Source organism: Sulfitobacter sp. PS-8MA (genome assembly GCF_040933935.1).
Lineage (GTDB): Bacteria > Pseudomonadota > Alphaproteobacteria > Rhodobacterales > Rhodobacteraceae > Sulfitobacter.
In genome coordinates this window covers 871828-887759 of the sequence record NZ_JBFQYJ010000006.1, presented here as the reverse complement: position 1 = coordinate 887759, position 15932 = coordinate 871828, and the positions used below count along the sequence as shown (strand labels likewise).

Below are 15932 nucleotides of genomic sequence, written 5' to 3'. Positions count from 1 at the left end.
ACCCGCAAAACTGTTACCCAGAGATTAGTCCCCCCGGTATGGGGGTTCAAGGGGGGCAGGCACGTCAGTTCTTTCTAATCGGTCAGATCACTCCGACGCGTCGCGCAGGTAGGCGATCAGCGCGTCGATATCTTCCTCTTTGCGCACGCCCCGGAAAGACATTTTGGTGCCTTTCATATAGCCCTTGGGATCGGCCAGAAAGGCGCTCAATTCGTCGTGAGACCAGGTGAGACCCTCCTCGGCTGCCGCTTCCATGGCTCTGGAATAGCGGAACCCCTCGACCGCGCCTGCCGGCCCGTCAACGATGCCGTTCAGCACCGGGCCGACCCGGTTTTTCGCTTTGGCGCCGATCTGGTGGCAGGATTTACACTTGCGGAAAGCCTTCTTGCCGGCCTTGATCATCGCGGGATCAGCGGCGGGCGCTGCGGCGACTTTGACAGGGGTTTCTTCGGCGGCCTCAGGGGCTGCGGCCTCTTGAGCTGCCGGGGCCTCTGCTGCGGGCTCTTGCGTCGCAGGTGCCGCGGCTTCCGCCTCGGCCTTCTCCGCCGCCTCTTTGGCCGCTGTCTCCTCGGGCGTCACATCCAGCACGGCGGCGCGCATGGTGATCTTCACCTCGGGCTTACAGTCGGTCATACAGGGCGCTTCGCTGAAGGCGGGAAACTCCACTTCCATCCGGTCATCCGGCTTGAAACCCGTCTCATTCGGCAGCCGCGCCTCGGCAAAGTTTTCCGACGAGAGCACAAAATCATCATCCACCTCATCGTTGAGATAAAGCAGATAGGCCGTGATCGCATAGACTTCGTCATCGGTCAGCGACTGCGCGTCACCAAAGGGCATGGCCCGGTTCACATAGTCAAACACGGTCGACAGATAGGGCCAGTAGCTGCCCACCGTCTTGACCGGGCGCGCGTCGGTCAGGCTGCCCTGCCCGCCCGCCAGCACCGGCCAGCGGCCCGCGCCTTCGCCAAAGACACCGTGACAGGCCGAGCATTTCTCGGTGTAGATCCCGTCGCCGGTGGCCACGTCACCGCTGCCTTCGGGCAGGCCCAGACCATCGGGGCGCACGTCGATGTCCCAGACGGCGACCTCTTCGGGGGTTGCGGGGCGGCCAAGACCCAAAGGCTCTGCCGCGAGGGGCGTGGCCATCGTGCTGGCCAGCAGGGCAAGTTTAAGAAATCTCGACATTTTCGGCCTTTCCGTCAGCATCAACAGCCCAGGTCTGGATGCCGTTGTTGTGGTAGATTGAGTTGAGCCCGCGCATCTCGCGCAGCTGATCCTTGGTGGGCTGGACATAGCCGGTGCTGTCATGCGCCCGGCTTTGTACCAGCAGCGGGCTGCCATCCCATTCGAAGTCGTAATAGAAACGGTGCAGCGCCTTGGGCGTGCTGGGGCCATCCATCCGGGCCTCATGCCATGTGATGCCGCCATCGATGGTCACATCAACCCGCGGGATCGTGCCCCGGCCAGACCATGCCAGACCGGTCAGCACGGTCGGCCCCGGCCCATGGGTGATCGGCGCCTGCGGGCTTGGGCTGGTGATGACTGACTTCGCATCCATCTCCCAGGTAAAGCGGCGGGCGGTGCCGTTATCCAGCAAGTCCGTGTATTTGCTGGTTTCTTCGCGGTGGTGCCACGGCTGATCGCCGACTTCGAGGCGGCGCAACCATTTGACCCACATGTTGCCTTCCCAGCCCGGCACGACCAGACGCACCGGATAGCCCTGCTCGGGCCGCAGGGCTTCGCCGTTCATCTTGAAGGCGACCATACAATCGTCCAGCGCCTTTTCCATCGGGATCGAGCGGCTCATCGCGGCGGCATCGGCCCCTTCGGCCAGGAGCCATTTGCCCTCGGTCTTGACGCCTGCCTCTTCAAGCAACAGCCGCAGCGGGATGCCGGTGTATTGGACATTGTGGATCATGCCATGGGTGAACTGTACACCGTTGAGCTGCGAGCCGCGCCATTCCATGCCGGAGTTCGCCGCACATTCAAGGAAATAGACGTGGTTTTCGCGCGGGAAGCGCATCAGGTCTTCCATGGTAAAGACCAGCTCCCGGTCCACCAAACCGTTGATCATCAAGCGGTGTTCCGCCGGATCGACCTTGGCCACACCGGAGTGATGGCGCTCAAAGCAGATGCCGTTGGGCGTGATGGTGCCGTCCAGCGCGTGGATCGGGGTGAAGTTGATCGAGCTTACCGGATCGGCGGTCAGCCATTCCACGGTGCGGCGCTTCACGTCTTCTTCATAGGGAGATGGCATGCCATAGGGCGAGACATCGACGCCGTCGCCCAGTTCCTGCATCCAGGGTTTGATCGCAATCGCGGGGTCGTTCTGCGCGCTGGCTTTGCCCGCCAGCGTCCCCGCGGCCACCGCGCCAGCCCCTGTTAGAAAGGCACGGCGCGATGGTCCGTTGTGGTTTTCTTCAGTCATGTCTTGGCCCTCACAAGTTCAAATTCAGTTTATTGAATTTGTTTACCTGTGAGAACCCCCATTCTGCTTTTTATTACTTTGGCAGAACGTATTTCACCGGAGTCCGGGCGCCATCGGAAACCGTTCCCAATTTGGAGATATGGCTTTCCACCACATCCCAGATCGGCGGCCCTTCGGTGCCCTCATTGACCGAAGCCCAACCGGCCACAACATAGCTGCGCTGCGGGTCGATCGGCTCACCGGAGGTGAGCAGGGTCATCTCGCTGATCCGCTCGCCCTGCGGTTTGGCAATATCCATCTTGAAGCCCATGCCGCCGACGCGCACCATGTCGCCGCCCTGCTGGTAATAGGGATCGGGGTTGAACAGGTTGTCGCCCACATCTTCGAGCACGACTTTCAGGAATTCGCCCGTCATCTCCGTGCGGTAGGTATTGGGATAGGTCATCGAGGTGACGTTGAAGATATCCTCGCGGGTGATGTCCTGACCGGGCAGGATCGACGCGCCCCAGCGGACACCGGGGCTCAGCGCGATCTCGGCGTCGCGCTCGGACAGCATGGCGTCGCAGATCAGATCATCCCAGGTGCCGTTGAAATTGCCGCGACGGTAAAGCAGCGCGTCGGTCTTGCCGACCACATGGGTCAATTCGTCAAGGAACGGCGCCCGCTGCGCGTCGATCAGCTTGGCAATCTCGGCATCCGGGGTGATCAGATCCGAGAAGATCGGGATCAGCTTGTGGCGGATGCCCATCATCTTGCCGTCACGCACATCGAGATCGACGCGGGAAACGAATTTCCCGTGCGAGCCGGAGGCGATGATATGGGTCTCGCCCACCAGCACCGGCTCGGGCAGCGCGTCATGGGTGTGGCCCGAGAGGATCACGTCGATCCCCTTGACGATCCCCGCCATTTTCTTGTCGACGTCAAAGCCGTTGTGGCTCAGGCAGACGACCACCTCGGCGCCTTGGGCGCGCACCTCGTCGACCATCGACTGCATATGCTCATCGCGGATGCCAAAGGAGTATTCAGGGAACATCCAGCCCGGGTTGGCGATTGGCAGATAGGGGAAAGCCTGCCCGATCACCGCGACCTTCACGCCACCGCGCTCAAAGAATTTATACGGTTTGAACAGTTCCGCAGGCTCGTCCCATTCCGCATCAAAGATGTTCTGGCCAAGGGCGGCATAGGGCAGCCCCTCGACGATCTCCTGCACCCGCTCAGAACCCAGCGTGAACTCCCAGTGAAAAGTCATCGCGTCGGGCTTCAGCGCGTTCATCACATTGACCATGTCCTGACCTTCGGTCTTGAGACAGGTCATCGAGCCGTGCCATGTGTCGCCGCCGTCCAAGAGCAGCGCATCAGGCCGGTCCGCGCGAATGGCGTTCAGCACGGTCGCCACACGGTCCAGCCCGCCGACCTTGCCGTAGGCCTGTGCCTGCGCCACGAAATCATCATAGGTCAGCGCATAGTCCAGCGGCGTGCCGCCACCGATGCCATAGCGGCGGCGGAAGTCTTCGCCGGTGATATGGGGTACCTCGCCGCGGTTCTCGCCCACGCCGATATTGACCGACGGCTCGCGGAAATAGATCGGTTTCAACTGCGCGTGGATGTCGGTGACATGCATCAAGGTGACATTGCCGAACTTCTCGAACTCCAGCAGCGCGTCTTGGTCAAATTTGTCCTGCGCGGCCAGCCGCGCCCAGTTGCCAAAGCCCGACCCGCCATAGATGGAGGCCGCGGCCATGGACATTTGCAGAAAATCACGGCGAGACAGCATGTCAGGCTCCGTCTGTTAGAAACAAGGAAAGGCCCCGCCCCTTTTGAGGGACGGGATCATGTCAGGCGAAATGCCCGGCATCGTGTTTAGTTGCGCACCGAAGGTGCTTCGACCGAGAGGCCATTGCCGCGGCTCGCGACGTAAAGCTCCAGCGCCACGAACTCGGGGCTGCCGGGCTTGAAGGTCTCGGCACGGGTGTCACGCACGCAGCCTTTGAAACGGGCGTGACTGCTGTTCAGCTTGGTGTTTTTCAAGCGGTACACCGGGAAGCCGTTGATCTGGCCCTGGCTCAGGTGGTCGGCGCGGATCATGTTCCCGTAATTGTCTTCATGACAATTGGCGCAGCTGAGCTCCAGCTGACCGTACCGGGTGTAATACATCTCCTTGCCCTGCTCCCAAGTGCTCTGGGCCGGACCGTCGATGGCGACATTCACCGGCATGCCCCGCGACTCGATCGAGATCAGAGCCTCCATCGCGGTCATCTTGCTGCCGGTGTATTTATATGGCTCGGCACCCATCTGGTTCTCGCGGCAGTCGTTGATCTGCATCGCAAGGGTGCGCACCTCGCCCGCCTCTTCGTTCCACTTGGGATAGACAGCGCGGACGCCCTCCATCGAAGAGGCCGGGTCATTGTGGCAGGACGCGCAGGATTTGCCTTCGCTGCCCTCGACCGTGTCCCAGGCGGCCTGCGCCTGGTCCACAAAGATCAGACCGGGGTTGTCGAAGTCATCCATCTGGGTTTGCTGGGTCTCATCCGAACGGAAACGCCAGCCAGACATGATTTCCGGCAAAGCCCCCTCAAGATGCGCGGGGGCTTCGGTTTTGGTCACCATTTCAATCTCGCCATTGACGACGAGCTCGGCTTCCTCATCCGCCATCCCCAGCGTCGGTGCAGCCACCAAAAGCGCCGCCACAGCGGTCATTGCCTTAAATTTCATGTCTTTCCTCCCTGTTCCATACGCGGCGCTGCCCAATGCAGATCAGCCTACCGCGACGGATTTGACCTCTTCGTAGATCGAACCATCGTCGTCGTACCACGTGAATTTGAAATCACCCGCCTCTGGCACTTGGGCGTCAAATTCGAAATAGGGGTTGGTCGACATCGCCGGTTCCATCTTGATGTCGATCACCGTCTCACCGTTGAATTCGCAGGTGAAGCGGTTGATGATCGACTGCGGAATGACATTGCCGTCTTTGTCCTTACGCTGGCCCGATTCCATCGGGTGACTGATCAGGGTCTTGATCGTAATGACCTCCCCCGCTTCAGCTTTTTTCGGGACTTTGACGCGAGGGGTTACACCTTCTGCCATGTTCTAAACTCCTGTATATGGGGCGCGCGGGGTTAACCGCCGCAGCCGCCGATTGTGACTTTGATCTCGGCGCTGGTGCGGGCAAAGGTGCCGTCTTCCAGCTTGGCGATGGCGACGACTTCCTGGGTCGTGGCCAAGCGAATGCGGGTCGAAGCGCTGCGCGAACCGGCCAGCGGGCCGAATTTGAAAGTGCCCACGGGCGGGGTCGGGTTGCCGGTGGCCAGCACCATGATCTCAGAGGCGCCTTCCGCTTCGACGGAGATTGGCACGGTGTTGCCGTTCTCGGCGATCTCGGGGGCGGTCAGGGTCACGCCGGTGTCGGCCATATCGGCGCCGCCGGTGAAATCCGCGATCAGCTCGTCCACGGTGGCGGCCGAAGCGCCCATTGGCAGGACCGTCAGCGCCATGGCGCCAAGGCCGAGGCCCAGTGTTTCACGTCTTGAGAAGTTCATCTCTCACTCTCCTTATTCGTCTGCGGCGCAGCGCGCCGTCATTCCATTCCACGGTGCGCCGCACCGCGATCTCTTGCACCGGTCACCCCGCCGCACCCCTCAGGGTGCCGGGCTGGCCGCGTTACTCTTCTTTCAGCGTCGCCAAGAAGGCGACGACATCTTCGATCTGCTGGGCTTCAAGCAGCGGCGGCAGCGGCTCTTCGCCCGCTTTGCCGGTATAGCCATCGCCGGGGCGGATGAAGCCCGTGGTCTTGTAATAGGACGGCATCATCGAGCCTTCGAACGTCTTCTTGCTATTGGCCACGATGCCGCGCAGTTCGGCTTCGCTCCACCGGTCGCCGGCGCCATCCAGCATCGGCCCCACTTCGCCGTGGAACGGCACGTCGCTCAAGGCGCTGATCTGGTGGCAGGCGATGCAGTTGCCGGCCTGTTTGCTCCCGACGATGGTCGCGCCATTCGCCGCGTCGCCCGGCGTCCCGGTCAGGGAGCCCTCAACCGCACCGTAATCGTCAAAGGTGACATCGGCGGGTGCCACGGTTTCAGCGGCGGCAAGTACCGGCGCGCCAGATACGATTGCGGCGACAATCCATTTCATCATCGAAAACTTCCTCCCAGTGCCGATCACGTTGATGTGTGATCCGGTTACAAAGACCCTAAGGCAGGCAGCGGGCGAGGCGCAACAACAAATTCAAACTTTTGAATAGCTATTTACCCTGCCGCCCGACCTGCGGCGTCAATCGGTGCTGCCGTTGTCGCGCTCTTGGATCATCCGCGCATGGTAGCGTTGAAAATCCTCATCGCCGTCAAGGGCATAGCGCTCTTCGTTCACCCAGGTGAGCATGTCCAATGTGGTGCCAACGCCAAAGGCACCGGGCATCACCGCCACGGCGGCCTGCGGGGCGGTGGCCGCTTCCGGCACCTCTTGCGGCAGGAACATCATCGTGGGGGTAAACAGAATCCCCCATTTCCGCGCCATCTGCTTTTCCGACAGGGTTTCCCCATCGAAATCCGTGACTTCGATGTCGCCATGCAGGTTCAACTGCACGACGAAATAATTCTCATCGAGATAGTCGGCGATCACCTCGGTCGGGAAAATCTCCTCATGCATCTTGGTGCAATAGACACAGCCGCGCTGTTCGAACATCAGCATGAGCCGCTTGTCCTCGGCATTGGCCTCTTCCAAATCCTCGCGCAGGTCTTTGAAGGTGTCGCGCATCCAGCTGGTTTTATGCAGCCCGTCATCGCCCATTTCCGCCGCCGCCAGCGGCAGTGCCAGAACGGCGGCCAAGCCGGTGGCAAAGATCCTTGAAAAACGCATATCGGCCTCCTCCCTAAGTTAGCCCAATGTTGTGAAGCTGGGGAACCAGCGGATCATCACATCTGCGATCCATTGTACGCCCCCGGTCACGATCAGCACAGCAAAAAGGATCAGCATGGCGCCCATGACCTTTTCGACCTTCTGCACCAGCGCCATATTCCGCGAGGCCCAGTTCAGGAACGGTTTCGCAAAAAGCGCTGCCACCACGAAAGGCGCGGTCATCCCTGCGCCATAGGCCGCGAGCAGCAGACCGCCGTGCCAGACATCGCCCATGCCCGAGGCAATCATCAAGATCGCCGCCAGTGCCGGCCCCACACAGGGCGTCCAGCCAAAGCCAAAGGCCAGCCCCATCACATAGGCGCCCCAGACCGACGTGGGTTTGCCGCCGCCCTCAAGCCGCGCTTCGCGGTAGAGCAGCGGCACTTTGACCACGCCGAGAAAATGCAGGCCGAACAGCAACAAGATCGCCGCCGCGACCCAGCTGAGCGGCTCGAGATATTGCGTGAACAACTGCCCCAGAGCCGTCGCCCCCATGCCCAGCAGCACGAAAATTGTCGTCACCCCAAGTGCGAACAGCACCGACGACAGCACCAGACGCCGCTGCGCGCCCGGTGCAATCACCCCGTCCCCGCGCAACTCGGTCACGCTGAGACCTGCCATATAGCTCAGGTAGAAGGGCACCATCGGCAGGATGCAGGGTGTGAAAAAGCTGAGCAGACCGGCAAATAAGGCGCCAGCATAGCTGATGTCGAACATGTATCCCCCATTGCGCGGCGTCATGTCGCGTAGCGCTTGATCGAAATTCATATTCAAATTACGTTGAGCGTTCTCCAAACGTCAATCAGGCAGGCCGATGATCCGTATATTAACCGCCCTGAGCCTCACCGCTCTGACCGCCCTGCCCGCATGGGCGGTGGAACTGGTGATGGTCGAACAGCCCGGCTGCGTCTATTGCGAGCGCTGGAACGAAGAGATCGCCCCCGCCTATCCCAAGACCGCCGAGGGGGAATTTGCGCCACTGCGCCGGGTCGATATTTCGGAGGTGGGCGACACGGTCGACACCGCCCGCGCCGTGGTCTTTACGCCGACATTTCTTCTGGTCGAAGAGGGCGCGGAACTGGGCCGCCTCGAAGGCTATCCGGGCCCGGAATTCTTTTGGCCGCTGCTCGCGCGTCTGCTGACCGACAAGACCAGCTATGCGCCCCCCGAAGATGAGGATATGACCGAATGACCGCCCTGCCCGTCATCACCCCGGATATGTCCGAAGAGGACATGGACCGGATGCTCAGCAATGCTGTGACCGCGTCAAACTTCCTTAAGGCGATCAGCCATGAGGGGCGGCTGATGATCCTGTGCCATCTTGTCTCGGGCGAGAAATCGGTGAGCGAGTTGGAAGCCCTGCTGTCGAGCCGACAGGCGGCGGTGTCGCAGCAATTGTCGCGGCTGCGGCTGGAGGGTCTGGTCGAACCCCGGCGTGAGGGCAAGACGATCTTTTACCGGCTCGCCGATGACCGTCCGCGCAAGATGCTGGAACTGGTCTACGAATTGTTCTGCAAAGATGATTGAGCTTTTCGGCCAGCCCCTGACCGCCGCCCTGCTGGGCGGAGTCGGCGGCATGTTGCTGGGCCTCGCGGCCCGTCTGGGGCGGTTTTGCACCCTGGGCGCGATCGAGGACATGCTCTATGGCGGCTCTTCCCAGCGGATGCGGATGTGGGGGCTGGCGATTGGCGTGGCGATCTTCGGCAGCTTCGCGCTGGCGGCTTTGGGTCTGATCAACATCGACCGCGCCTTTTACCTCGGCGTGCACTTCGCCTGGGCCCCCGCCATCGCGGGCGGGTTGCTGTTCGGCTATGGCATGGCGCTGGCCGGCACCTGCGGCTATGGCGCGCTGGCGCGGCTTGGCGGCGGTGATCTGCGCGCCTTTGTCATCGTCCTGGTCATGGGGCTGACCGCCTTTGCGGTGCTGAGCGGCCCGCTCGCCCCGGCGCGAATGCTGCTCTTTCCCCGCAGTCTCAACCACGGCCCGCCGGACGGGATTGCCCATGCGCTGGCCGCCCTCACCGGCGGGTCGGTGCCGCTGATCGGCATGGGGCTGGGGCTGCTGCTCTGTCTGCTGATGCTGGCGGCGCGGGATTTCCGGCGTGACCTGCGGGCGGTGATCTGGGGCAGTGTTGCAGGGCTTGCCGTGGTGTCAGGCTGGGCCGGCACCGCCTGGCTCGCCCGCAACGGCTTTGGCGCGCAGACGCTGCTTTCGCACAGCTATGCCGCACCGGTGGGGGAAACCCTGCTCTATGCGATGCAAGGCTCGGTGCGCCCGCTCAGCTTTGGCATTGGTTCGGTCGCGGGGGTCTGGGTCGGGGCCTTTATCGGCTCGCTCTGGCAGGGGCATTTCCGTTGGGAAGCCTGCGAGGACCCGCGCGAGCTGCGCCGACAGATCTTTGGCGCGGGGCTGATGGGAGCGGGGGCGGTGATCGCCATGGGCTGCACCATCGGCCAAGGTATCTCCGCGATCTCGGTGCTGGCCTTCAGCGGCCCGGTGACCTTGGCCGCCATCGTCGCCGGCGCAGCCCTTGGACTGCGCCAGCTGATTGTCGGGTTTCGCAGCAACCCGGTCTGACCGCGCGGCCTAGTCCGACAGGCAGTTCGCCATGCCCTCGGCCATGCCGCGCAGCAGATCGGTGTAAAGCCCAGCCCCCGGCGCAAGCTCTGCCCCGATCGGGTCCAGCGTGCCGGTCTTGATTCCCTGCCCCTCGCTCACTGCGGCAATGAGACCGGGGTTGAACTGCGGCTCCGCAAAGACGCATTTTGCCCCGCTGTCACGCACCAGCTCGCGCAGCTCCGCCACACGAGCCGCGCCGGGCGTGCGGGCGTCGTTTTCGCTGATGGCGCCGACGGCCTCAATGTCGAAACGGGCCTCGAAATAATGGTAGGCGTCGTGGAAAACGATGAAGGGGCGGTCCTTGACCGGGGCGAGCCGTTCCGCGATCTCGCCCTCAAGCGCGGCCAATTCGGCCTGTGCTGCGGCCGCATTCGCGCGGTATTGCGCGGCGTTGTCGGGGTCGAGCTCGGCCAGGGTGACCGCGATCTGGCCCAGCCAAAGCTGCCCATTGCGCGGATCCAGCCAGACATGGGGGTCATCGCTGCCATGCCCATGGCCGTCGTGACCTGCGGGATCGGCGTGGGCCTCATCGGCGTGGCCCTCGTGGTTGTGGCCCTCGTGATCATGCCCGTCGTGATCATGCCCCTCGTGATCGTGGCCCTCATCCTCATGATGCACATCACCATGACCTTCGTCATCGCCATGATCATGCGCTTCGAAACGCGCCCCTTCGCGGAAGCCAAGGACACGGGTGCCGGGCTGCGCCATAAGCGCCAGATGCTGCGCCTCCCCGGCCAAAGTCTCCAAAGGCTCGGCCAACCACGGGGTCAGCGCCGGGCCAACCCAGACGACCAGATCCGCGCCGCTCAACGCGCGGGCTTCGGAGGGGCGCATGGCATAGCCATGGGGCGAGGCGGCGGGCGGCACGATAAGCGCCGGCTCCCCCACCCCTTTCATCACCTGCGCCACCAGCGCCTGCACCGGCGCGATATCGGTGGCGACGGCAGGCACATCCGCCCAAAGCGGGGCCGAGCTGGCGGCAAGAACCGCAGCAGGCAAGGAGAAACGAAACATGGTAGATCCTCGTAATGTTATAATATCACCTTGCTAGCAATGATGTTATATCATATCAATCCCAAAACCACCGGAGGCCGCCATGTCCGCCATTGAATTTCGTGACCACGACCACGCCGCCTGTATGCGCAGCACGATGCAGGCCGCCGAAGCGCAATGCGCGGCCCGGGGGCTGCGCCTGACCCCGGTGCGCCGCCGCGCCCTGGAGATTTTGCTGGCCGAGCACCGCGCTCTGGGCGCCTATGATCTGCTTGCGCATCTCTCGGCAGAGGGTCTGGGCGCGCAGCCCCCGGTGGCCTACCGCGCCTTGGATTTTTTGGTGAAGGCGGGGCTCGCGCATAAGGTCGAAGCGCTGAATGCCTATGTCGGCTGTGTGCAGCCGGGCGCGGACCACGCGCCGGCCTTTCTGATCTGCCGCGGCTGCCGCTCGGTGGCCGAGGCTGAGACCCTGCCGTCGCAAAGCCGTCTCGGCGATGCCGCCCGCGCGGCGGGCTTTCGGATCGAGCGCAGCGTGGTCGAGGCCGAAGGTCTCTGCCCCGCCTGCCAGAAAGGTGACCCCGACAAATGAGCTTGATCCAGACTTCTGGCCTGACCCTGCGCCATGACGGGCAGACCGTGCTGCGCGATGTGAATTTCACCCTTCGGCGGGGCGAGATCGTGACCGTCGTTGGCCCCAATGGCTCCGGCAAATCCAGCCTGTTGCGCGCCTTGATCGGGGCGCTCAAACCGGCTGCGGGCAAGATCACCCGCAAGCCGGGGCTGCGGATCGGCTATGTGCCGCAAAAGTTGCAGATCGACGGCACCCTGCCGCTGACCGTGCGCCGCTTCGTCAACCTGCCCCGCCGCCGTGCGCCGGAGGCGCTCCGGGCCGCGCTGGCCACCGCTGGCGTGTCGGATCTTGCCGAGCGGCAGATGGTGGACCTCTCCGGCGGCCAGTTCCAGCGCGTGCTGCTGGCCCGTGCGCTGCTGGAAAAACCCGATCTGCTGATCCTCGATGAGGCAACCCAAGGGCTCGACCAGCCCGGCTCCGCCGCCTTTTACCGCCAGATCGAAGCGGTGCGCCAAGACCTTGGCTGCGCCGTGCTGATGGTGAGCCATGATCTGCATGTGGTCATGGCGGCAAGCGACCGGGTGCTGTGCCTCAACGGTCATATCTGCTGCGAAGGCACGCCCGAGACCGTATCCGAAGCGCCGGAATACCGCGCGCTTTTCGGCACCGGTACCCAAGGGGCGCTGGCGCTCTACCGGCATGACCACGACCATCACCACCACCACCATCACGGCGCCTGCGACCGCCAGCATAAAGAGACCGAGAATGCTTGACGACTTTATCCTGCGCGCCGCCCTTGCCGGGTTGGGCGTGGCGCTGGCCGCCGCCCCCTTGGGCTGTTTCGTGATCTGGCGGCGCATGGCCTATTTCGGGGATGCCACAAGCCACGCTGCCCTCCTAGGCGTGGCACTGGCGCTGGCCACGGAGCTGCCCATCACCGCAGGGGTGCTCTTGGTGGCCTTGGTGATGGCGCTGGTGATCAGCACGCTCTCGGGCCGCAATGTGAGTGCCGATGCGCTTTTGGGCGTCATGGCCCATTCCGCGCTGGCGCTTGGGCTGGTGGCGGTGTCGCTGTTGCCGGGACAGCGGGTGGACCTGTCGTCCTACCTCTTTGGGGAGATTTTGGCCGTGACCCGCTTTGACCTTGCGGTGATCTGGGGCGGTGCGCTGGCGGTGGCCTTGCTGCTGGCCTGGCGTTGGTCGGCGCTGCTCGCGGCGACGTTGAACCCGGACCTGGCCCAAGCCTCTGGCGGGAACCCGAAACGGGAGCAATTGATCCTGACACTGGCGCTGGCGATCATGGTGGCCGTGGCGATCAAAGTCGTCGGCGCGCTGCTCATTGCCGCCATGCTGATCATCCCCGCTGCCACCGCCCGCCCCTTTGCCCGTACCCCGGAGACCATGGCGCTCTGGGCGATGGTCCTGGGCGCGCTTGCCGCGCTCGGCGGCCTGATGGCTTCGCTGGAGTTCGACACGCCCACGGGGCCGAGCATCGTCAGCATCGCCGCCGCGTTTTTCGCGCTCTCCTCGGCCTTCTCGGCGGCGCTGCCTGCGCTGCGCCGCCGAGGCTGAGCACAGCCGCAGCTTAACGCGCGATCACCGCGTCGGCTTCGATCTCAAGTCTGGCCTCATCTTCGATCAGATCGGCCACCACGACCATTGCCATGGCCGGGAAATGCTTGCCAAGGATTTCCCGGTAAGCCCGGCCCACGTCCTTTTGCGCGGCGAGATATTCTTTCTTATCCGTCACATACCACGTCAGACGGGTGATATCCTCGGGCTTGCCGCCCGCCGCCTCGACCACCTCGCGGATGTTTTGCAGCGCCTGTTTCATCTGGCCGATGAAGTCATGGCATTCGAACTTCTGATCCGCGGTCCAGCCGATCTGGCCGCCCACGAAGAGATGACCATTGGCGCTGAGAATACCGTTGGCATAGCCTTTGGCGGGGGCCCAGCCTTCGGGCTGGATGACTTGATGAGACATGAGATTTTCCTTTTGGTAGATGGGTCAGACACCCAGAAATGTATCGGCAACCTGCGCGTCCAGCGCGGGCATTGGACCGGCCCAGACCGAGCGTCCGCGTTCGAGAATGACCGCGTGATCCGCGATCCGGCGCAGCTCGGCGAGGGATTTGTCCACCACCAGCAGCGCCAAGCCGCTGTCACGCTTCAGCTGGGCCACAGCGGCCCAGATTTCCTGCCGGACGACCGGGGCCAGCCCTTCGGTTGCCTCATCCAGAAGCAACAGTTTGGGGTTGGTCATCAGCGCCCGGCCAATGGCCAGCATTTGTTGCTCACCCCCCGAGAGCGAGCCTGCGGCCTGATCGCGCCGCTCCCCCAGACGCGGGAACAAGGCGGTCACCCGCGCTTCGTCCCAAGCGCCAGGGCGCGCGGCAGCAATGAGGTTTTCATGCACCGTGAGCGGCGCAAAGCAGCGGCGGCCTTCGGGCACCAGCCCGATGCCGGCCTGTGCGGCGCGGAAGCTGGGCAGCCCGCCGATGTCGCGCCCGTCAAAACGAACAGCGCCCTCGCCGTGTCTCAGCATCCGGCAGATCACCTTGATGGTTGAGGATTTGCCCATCCCGTTGCGCCCCATCAGCGCGCAGACCTCGCCCTGCTCCAGCGCCAGATCAACGCCGAAAAGCGCCTGTGTGGGGCCGTAGGCGGCGGTGATCCCATTCAGTTCCAGCAGGCTCATGCCGCGTCCTCCTCGCCCAGATAGGCCACGCGGACCTGTGGGTCGGCCTTGATCTCTGCCGCGGTGCCGGTGGCGATGATCTGGCCGTAAACCAGCACCGAAATCCGGTCCGCGAGGGCAAAGACCGCGTCCATGTCATGTTCCACCAACAGGATCGGCGCCTCGGCGCGCAGCCCATCAAGAAAGCCGGTCAGCGCTTTCGAGCCGCCTGCCCCCAGCCCGGCCATCGGTTCATCCATCAGGAACACTTTGGGCCGCAGGGTCAGGGCCACCGCAACCTCCAACTGCCGCCGCAGCCCATGCGAGAGGTCCGCGGTGCGTTTGCTCGCATGGTCCGCAAGACCGACGAGTTCCAACGCCCGCAACGCCTCCGCGCGCAGCTCGGCCTGCCGCATCACCGGGGCAAAGAAACGCATCACCCGGCCCGATTGACCAAGCGCGCCCAGCACCGCGTTTTGCAACACGGTATATTCCATCGCCAGCGAGGAGATCTGAAACGTCCGCCCCAGCCCCGCCCGCGCGCGCTGCACGGTGCTGAGCGGCGTCACGTCCCGCCCGGCGAAATGCACCGTGCCCGAATCCGAGCGCAGCCCGCCCGCGATCTGTTTGATCAGCGTCGACTTCCCCGCGCCGTTGGGGCCAATGAGCGCGTGAATTTCGCCCTCGCGCAGGGTCAGCGAGACATCGTCCGTCGCCTTCAACGCGCCAAAGCTCTTGTGCAGGTTGCGCACATCCAAAAGTGCTTCAGTCATGGGCCACCTCCCGTCCCGCGATCAGGCCGATCATGCCGCCGCGGGCAAAGAGCACGACGAGCAGGAGCAGCAGCCCCAGATAGATATGCCAGAACTCCGAAAGCCCGCCCAGCACATGCTCCAGCAAGATGAACAGCGCCGCCCCGGCCACCGGGCCAAACAAGCGCCCCACCCCGCCAAGGATGACGAACACCATGATCTCGCCCGAGGTCTGCCAGCTGAACATCGTCGGGCTGACAAAGCGGTTGAGATCGGCAAAAAGCGCGCCCGCCAGCCCGGTCACCGCGCCCGAGATCACAAAGGCCACCAGCCGCAGCCGGAACGGCGCAAGGCCCACGCTTTCGACCCGCTCCGCGTTCTGCCGCGCCGCTGAAAGCGCCAGCCCAAAGGGCGCGCGGGCAAGACGGCCGGCAAAGAACAGAACGGCTGCGAGGATGACAAAGGCGATGCTAAAGAAGGTCAGCGGGTCCAGCGTGTTCAGCCCCGGAAAGCCGTTGCGCACATAGATCGAGAGCCCATCCTCACCGCCATAGGCGGGCCAGGAGATCGCGAAGTAGAAAAGCATCTGCCCGAAGGCGAGCGTCACCATGATGAAATAGACGCCGGAGGTGCGCAGCGAGAGCGCGCCGATCAACAGCGCCGCGAGGGCAGAGACAACCAATGCCACCAGCCAGATTACCGGCATCGATTTGGTGCCTTCGATCAGAAAGGGGCTTTCCATCAGCGGCGTGTAGCTTTGGGCATGGGCGGCGAGAATGCCCATGGCATAGCCGCCGAGGCCGAAAAACGCCGCATGGCCAAAGCTCACCAGCCCGCCAAGCCCAAGCGCGATGTTCAGCCCGACGCCCGCCAGCGCGAGGATCGCGGCCTTGGTGGCCAGCGTGATGATAAAGGGCTCGTCAAGGGCAAAGGCCACCAGCGCCGTGCCGGGCAGCAGCAGGAACAGAAAGGTGTTTACAATGGTTTCGCGCTGCATG

At 63.5% G+C, this 15932-nt stretch carries 20 protein-coding genes; 6 read left to right on the top strand and 14 right to left on the bottom strand.

Translation table 11 applies throughout. From position 1 onward, the window contains the following. Positions 1-87: 87 nt before the first annotated feature. From AB4M76_RS08260 to AB4M76_RS08220, 9 genes are all read right to left on the bottom strand, one after another. Positions 88-1185, bottom strand: coding sequence for a c-type cytochrome (locus tag AB4M76_RS08260; RefSeq protein ID WP_368441339.1), 1098 nt, complete (start codon positions 1183-1185; stop codon positions 88-90). After that, positions 1169-2428 (bottom strand): sulfite dehydrogenase, encoded by a 1260-nt coding sequence (soxC, locus tag AB4M76_RS08255; protein ID WP_368441338.1) that lies wholly within the window; start codon positions 2426-2428, stop codon positions 1169-1171. Before soxC ends, AB4M76_RS08260 begins: the two co-directional genes overlap by 17 nt. A gap of 73 nt (positions 2429-2501) precedes the next feature. Then, entirely contained in the window at positions 2502-4202 is a 1701-nt protein-coding gene (gene soxB / locus AB4M76_RS08250; protein WP_368441336.1) for a thiosulfohydrolase SoxB, read from the bottom strand. 86 nt (positions 4203-4288) lie between these two features. Next, positions 4289-5140, bottom strand: coding sequence for a sulfur oxidation c-type cytochrome SoxA (soxA, locus tag AB4M76_RS08245; protein WP_368441335.1), 852 nt, complete (start codon positions 5138-5140; stop codon positions 4289-4291). 42 nt (positions 5141-5182) lie between these two features. Then, positions 5183-5512 carry a thiosulfate oxidation carrier complex protein SoxZ gene (gene soxZ / locus AB4M76_RS08240; protein ID WP_368441334.1) on the bottom strand — a complete coding sequence of 110 codons (330 nt, stop codon included), beginning with the start codon at positions 5510-5512 and terminating at the stop codon, positions 5183-5185. A gap of 32 nt (positions 5513-5544) precedes the next feature. Continuing rightward, on the bottom strand, positions 5545-5964 hold the full coding sequence (gene soxY / locus AB4M76_RS08235; protein ID WP_368441333.1) for a thiosulfate oxidation carrier protein SoxY: 420 nt from the start codon (positions 5962-5964) through the stop codon (positions 5545-5547). Positions 5965-6085: 121 nt separating this feature from the next. Next, complete coding sequence (soxX, locus tag AB4M76_RS08230; RefSeq protein WP_368442404.1) at positions 6086-6559, bottom strand: sulfur oxidation c-type cytochrome SoxX; 474 nt, start codon at positions 6557-6559, stop codon at positions 6086-6088. A gap of 138 nt (positions 6560-6697) precedes the next feature. Further along, positions 6698-7282, bottom strand: coding sequence for a thioredoxin family protein (locus AB4M76_RS08225; protein WP_368441332.1), 585 nt, complete (start codon positions 7280-7282; stop codon positions 6698-6700). Between the two features lie 18 nt (positions 7283-7300). Further along, positions 7301-8038 (bottom strand): cytochrome c biogenesis CcdA family protein, encoded by a 738-nt coding sequence (locus AB4M76_RS08220; RefSeq protein ID WP_368442403.1) that lies wholly within the window; start codon positions 8036-8038, stop codon positions 7301-7303. Positions 8039-8135: 97 nt separating this feature from the next. Between AB4M76_RS08220 and AB4M76_RS08215 the strand changes: the two genes are divergently transcribed. The 3 genes from AB4M76_RS08215 to AB4M76_RS08205 are packed head-to-tail and all read left to right on the top strand — an operon-like array spanning position 8136 to position 9899. Next, entirely contained in the window at positions 8136-8513 is a 378-nt protein-coding gene (locus tag AB4M76_RS08215; RefSeq protein WP_368441331.1) for a hypothetical protein, read from the top strand. After that, entirely contained in the window at positions 8510-8848 is a 339-nt protein-coding gene (locus tag AB4M76_RS08210; protein WP_368441330.1) for an ArsR/SmtB family transcription factor, read from the top strand. The genes AB4M76_RS08215 and AB4M76_RS08210 overlap by 4 nt, the downstream gene beginning before the upstream one ends. Then, the gene (locus AB4M76_RS08205) at positions 8841-9899 is read left to right on the top strand and encodes a YeeE/YedE family protein (protein ID WP_368441328.1); all 1059 of its coding nucleotides are present in this window, start codon (positions 8841-8843) and stop codon (positions 9897-9899) included. The genes AB4M76_RS08210 and AB4M76_RS08205 overlap by 8 nt, the downstream gene beginning before the upstream one ends. Before the next feature lie 9 nt (positions 9900-9908). On the opposite strand, the gene AB4M76_RS08200 is transcribed toward AB4M76_RS08205, so the two are convergent. Then, a complete protein-coding gene (locus AB4M76_RS08200) occupies positions 9909-10955 on the bottom strand; it encodes a zinc ABC transporter substrate-binding protein (protein ID WP_368441327.1) in 1047 nt (348 codons plus the stop codon). A gap of 82 nt (positions 10956-11037) precedes the next feature. Here AB4M76_RS08200 and AB4M76_RS08195 point away from each other — a divergent pair, with 82 nt between their 5' ends. The 3 genes from AB4M76_RS08195 to AB4M76_RS08185 are packed head-to-tail and all read left to right on the top strand — an operon-like array spanning position 11038 to position 13077. Further along, complete coding sequence (locus AB4M76_RS08195) at positions 11038-11523, top strand: Fur family transcriptional regulator (protein ID WP_368441326.1); 486 nt, start codon at positions 11038-11040, stop codon at positions 11521-11523. Beyond that, positions 11520-12278 carry a metal ABC transporter ATP-binding protein gene (locus tag AB4M76_RS08190; protein ID WP_368441324.1) on the top strand — a complete coding sequence of 253 codons (759 nt, stop codon included), beginning with the start codon at positions 11520-11522 and terminating at the stop codon, positions 12276-12278. The genes AB4M76_RS08195 and AB4M76_RS08190 overlap by 4 nt, the downstream gene beginning before the upstream one ends. Further along, positions 12271-13077: a metal ABC transporter permease gene (locus AB4M76_RS08185; RefSeq protein ID WP_368441323.1), complete on the top strand. Its 807-nt coding sequence runs from the start codon at positions 12271-12273 to the stop codon at positions 13075-13077. The genes AB4M76_RS08190 and AB4M76_RS08185 overlap by 8 nt, the downstream gene beginning before the upstream one ends. Before the next feature lie 13 nt (positions 13078-13090). Here the strand turns inward: AB4M76_RS08185 and AB4M76_RS08180 are convergent, their stop codons facing one another. Genes AB4M76_RS08180 through AB4M76_RS08165 form a run of 4 tightly spaced genes read right to left on the bottom strand, consistent with a single transcriptional unit; the run spans position 13091 to position 15931 of the window. After that, on the bottom strand, positions 13091-13489 hold the full coding sequence (locus AB4M76_RS08180; RefSeq protein ID WP_368441322.1) for a RidA family protein: 399 nt from the start codon (positions 13487-13489) through the stop codon (positions 13091-13093). 24 nt (positions 13490-13513) lie between these two features. Then, positions 13514-14203 carry an ABC transporter ATP-binding protein gene (locus tag AB4M76_RS08175; RefSeq protein ID WP_368441321.1) on the bottom strand — a complete coding sequence of 230 codons (690 nt, stop codon included), beginning with the start codon at positions 14201-14203 and terminating at the stop codon, positions 13514-13516. After that, a complete protein-coding gene (locus AB4M76_RS08170; RefSeq protein WP_368441320.1) occupies positions 14200-14955 on the bottom strand; it encodes an ABC transporter ATP-binding protein in 756 nt (251 codons plus the stop codon). The genes AB4M76_RS08175 and AB4M76_RS08170 overlap by 4 nt, the downstream gene beginning before the upstream one ends. After that, a complete protein-coding gene (locus AB4M76_RS08165) occupies positions 14948-15931 on the bottom strand; it encodes a branched-chain amino acid ABC transporter permease (RefSeq protein ID WP_368441319.1) in 984 nt (327 codons plus the stop codon). Before AB4M76_RS08165 ends, AB4M76_RS08170 begins: the two co-directional genes overlap by 8 nt. Between the last annotated feature and the right edge of the window lies 1 nt (position 15932).

Coding starts and splice junctions, on each gene's coding strand:
- soxC (WP_368441338.1), bottom strand. CDS start 2,428: ATGACTGAAGAAAACCACAACGGACCATCGCGCCGTGCCTTTCTAACA.
- AB4M76_RS08200 (WP_368441327.1), bottom strand. CDS start 10,955: ATGTTTCGTTTCTCCTTGCCTGCTGCGGTTCTTGCCGCCAGCTCGGCC.
- AB4M76_RS08170 (WP_368441320.1), bottom strand. CDS start 14,955: ATGACTGAAGCACTTTTGGATGTGCGCAACCTGCACAAGAGCTTTGGC.
- soxA (WP_368441335.1), bottom strand. CDS start 5,140: ATGAAATTTAAGGCAATGACCGCTGTGGCGGCGCTTTTGGTGGCTGCA.
- AB4M76_RS08190 (WP_368441324.1), top strand. CDS start 11,520: ATGAGCTTGATCCAGACTTCTGGCCTGACCCTGCGCCATGACGGGCAG.
- soxB (WP_368441336.1), bottom strand. CDS start 4,202: ATGCTGTCTCGCCGTGATTTTCTGCAAATGTCCATGGCCGCGGCCTCC.
- AB4M76_RS08220 (WP_368442403.1), bottom strand. CDS start 8,038: ATGTTCGACATCAGCTATGCTGGCGCCTTATTTGCCGGTCTGCTCAGC.
- soxY (WP_368441333.1), bottom strand. CDS start 5,964: ATGAACTTCTCAAGACGTGAAACACTGGGCCTCGGCCTTGGCGCCATG.
- soxZ (WP_368441334.1), bottom strand. CDS start 5,512: ATGGCAGAAGGTGTAACCCCTCGCGTCAAAGTCCCGAAAAAAGCTGAA.
- AB4M76_RS08210 (WP_368441330.1), top strand. CDS start 8,510: ATGACCGCCCTGCCCGTCATCACCCCGGATATGTCCGAAGAGGACATG.
- AB4M76_RS08215 (WP_368441331.1), top strand. CDS start 8,136: ATGATCCGTATATTAACCGCCCTGAGCCTCACCGCTCTGACCGCCCTG.
- soxX (WP_368442404.1), bottom strand. CDS start 6,559: ATGAAATGGATTGTCGCCGCAATCGTATCTGGCGCGCCGGTACTTGCC.
- AB4M76_RS08180 (WP_368441322.1), bottom strand. CDS start 13,489: ATGTCTCATCAAGTCATCCAGCCCGAAGGCTGGGCCCCCGCCAAAGGC.
- AB4M76_RS08195 (WP_368441326.1), top strand. CDS start 11,038: ATGTCCGCCATTGAATTTCGTGACCACGACCACGCCGCCTGTATGCGC.
- AB4M76_RS08175 (WP_368441321.1), bottom strand. CDS start 14,203: ATGAGCCTGCTGGAACTGAATGGGATCACCGCCGCCTACGGCCCCACA.
- AB4M76_RS08260 (WP_368441339.1), bottom strand. CDS start 1,185: ATGTCGAGATTTCTTAAACTTGCCCTGCTGGCCAGCACGATGGCCACG.
- AB4M76_RS08185 (WP_368441323.1), top strand. CDS start 12,271: ATGCTTGACGACTTTATCCTGCGCGCCGCCCTTGCCGGGTTGGGCGTG.
- AB4M76_RS08165 (WP_368441319.1), bottom strand. CDS start 15,931: ATGCAGCGCGAAACCATTGTAAACACCTTTCTGTTCCTGCTGCTGCCC.
- AB4M76_RS08225 (WP_368441332.1), bottom strand. CDS start 7,282: ATGCGTTTTTCAAGGATCTTTGCCACCGGCTTGGCCGCCGTTCTGGCA.
- AB4M76_RS08205 (WP_368441328.1), top strand. CDS start 8,841: ATGATTGAGCTTTTCGGCCAGCCCCTGACCGCCGCCCTGCTGGGCGGA.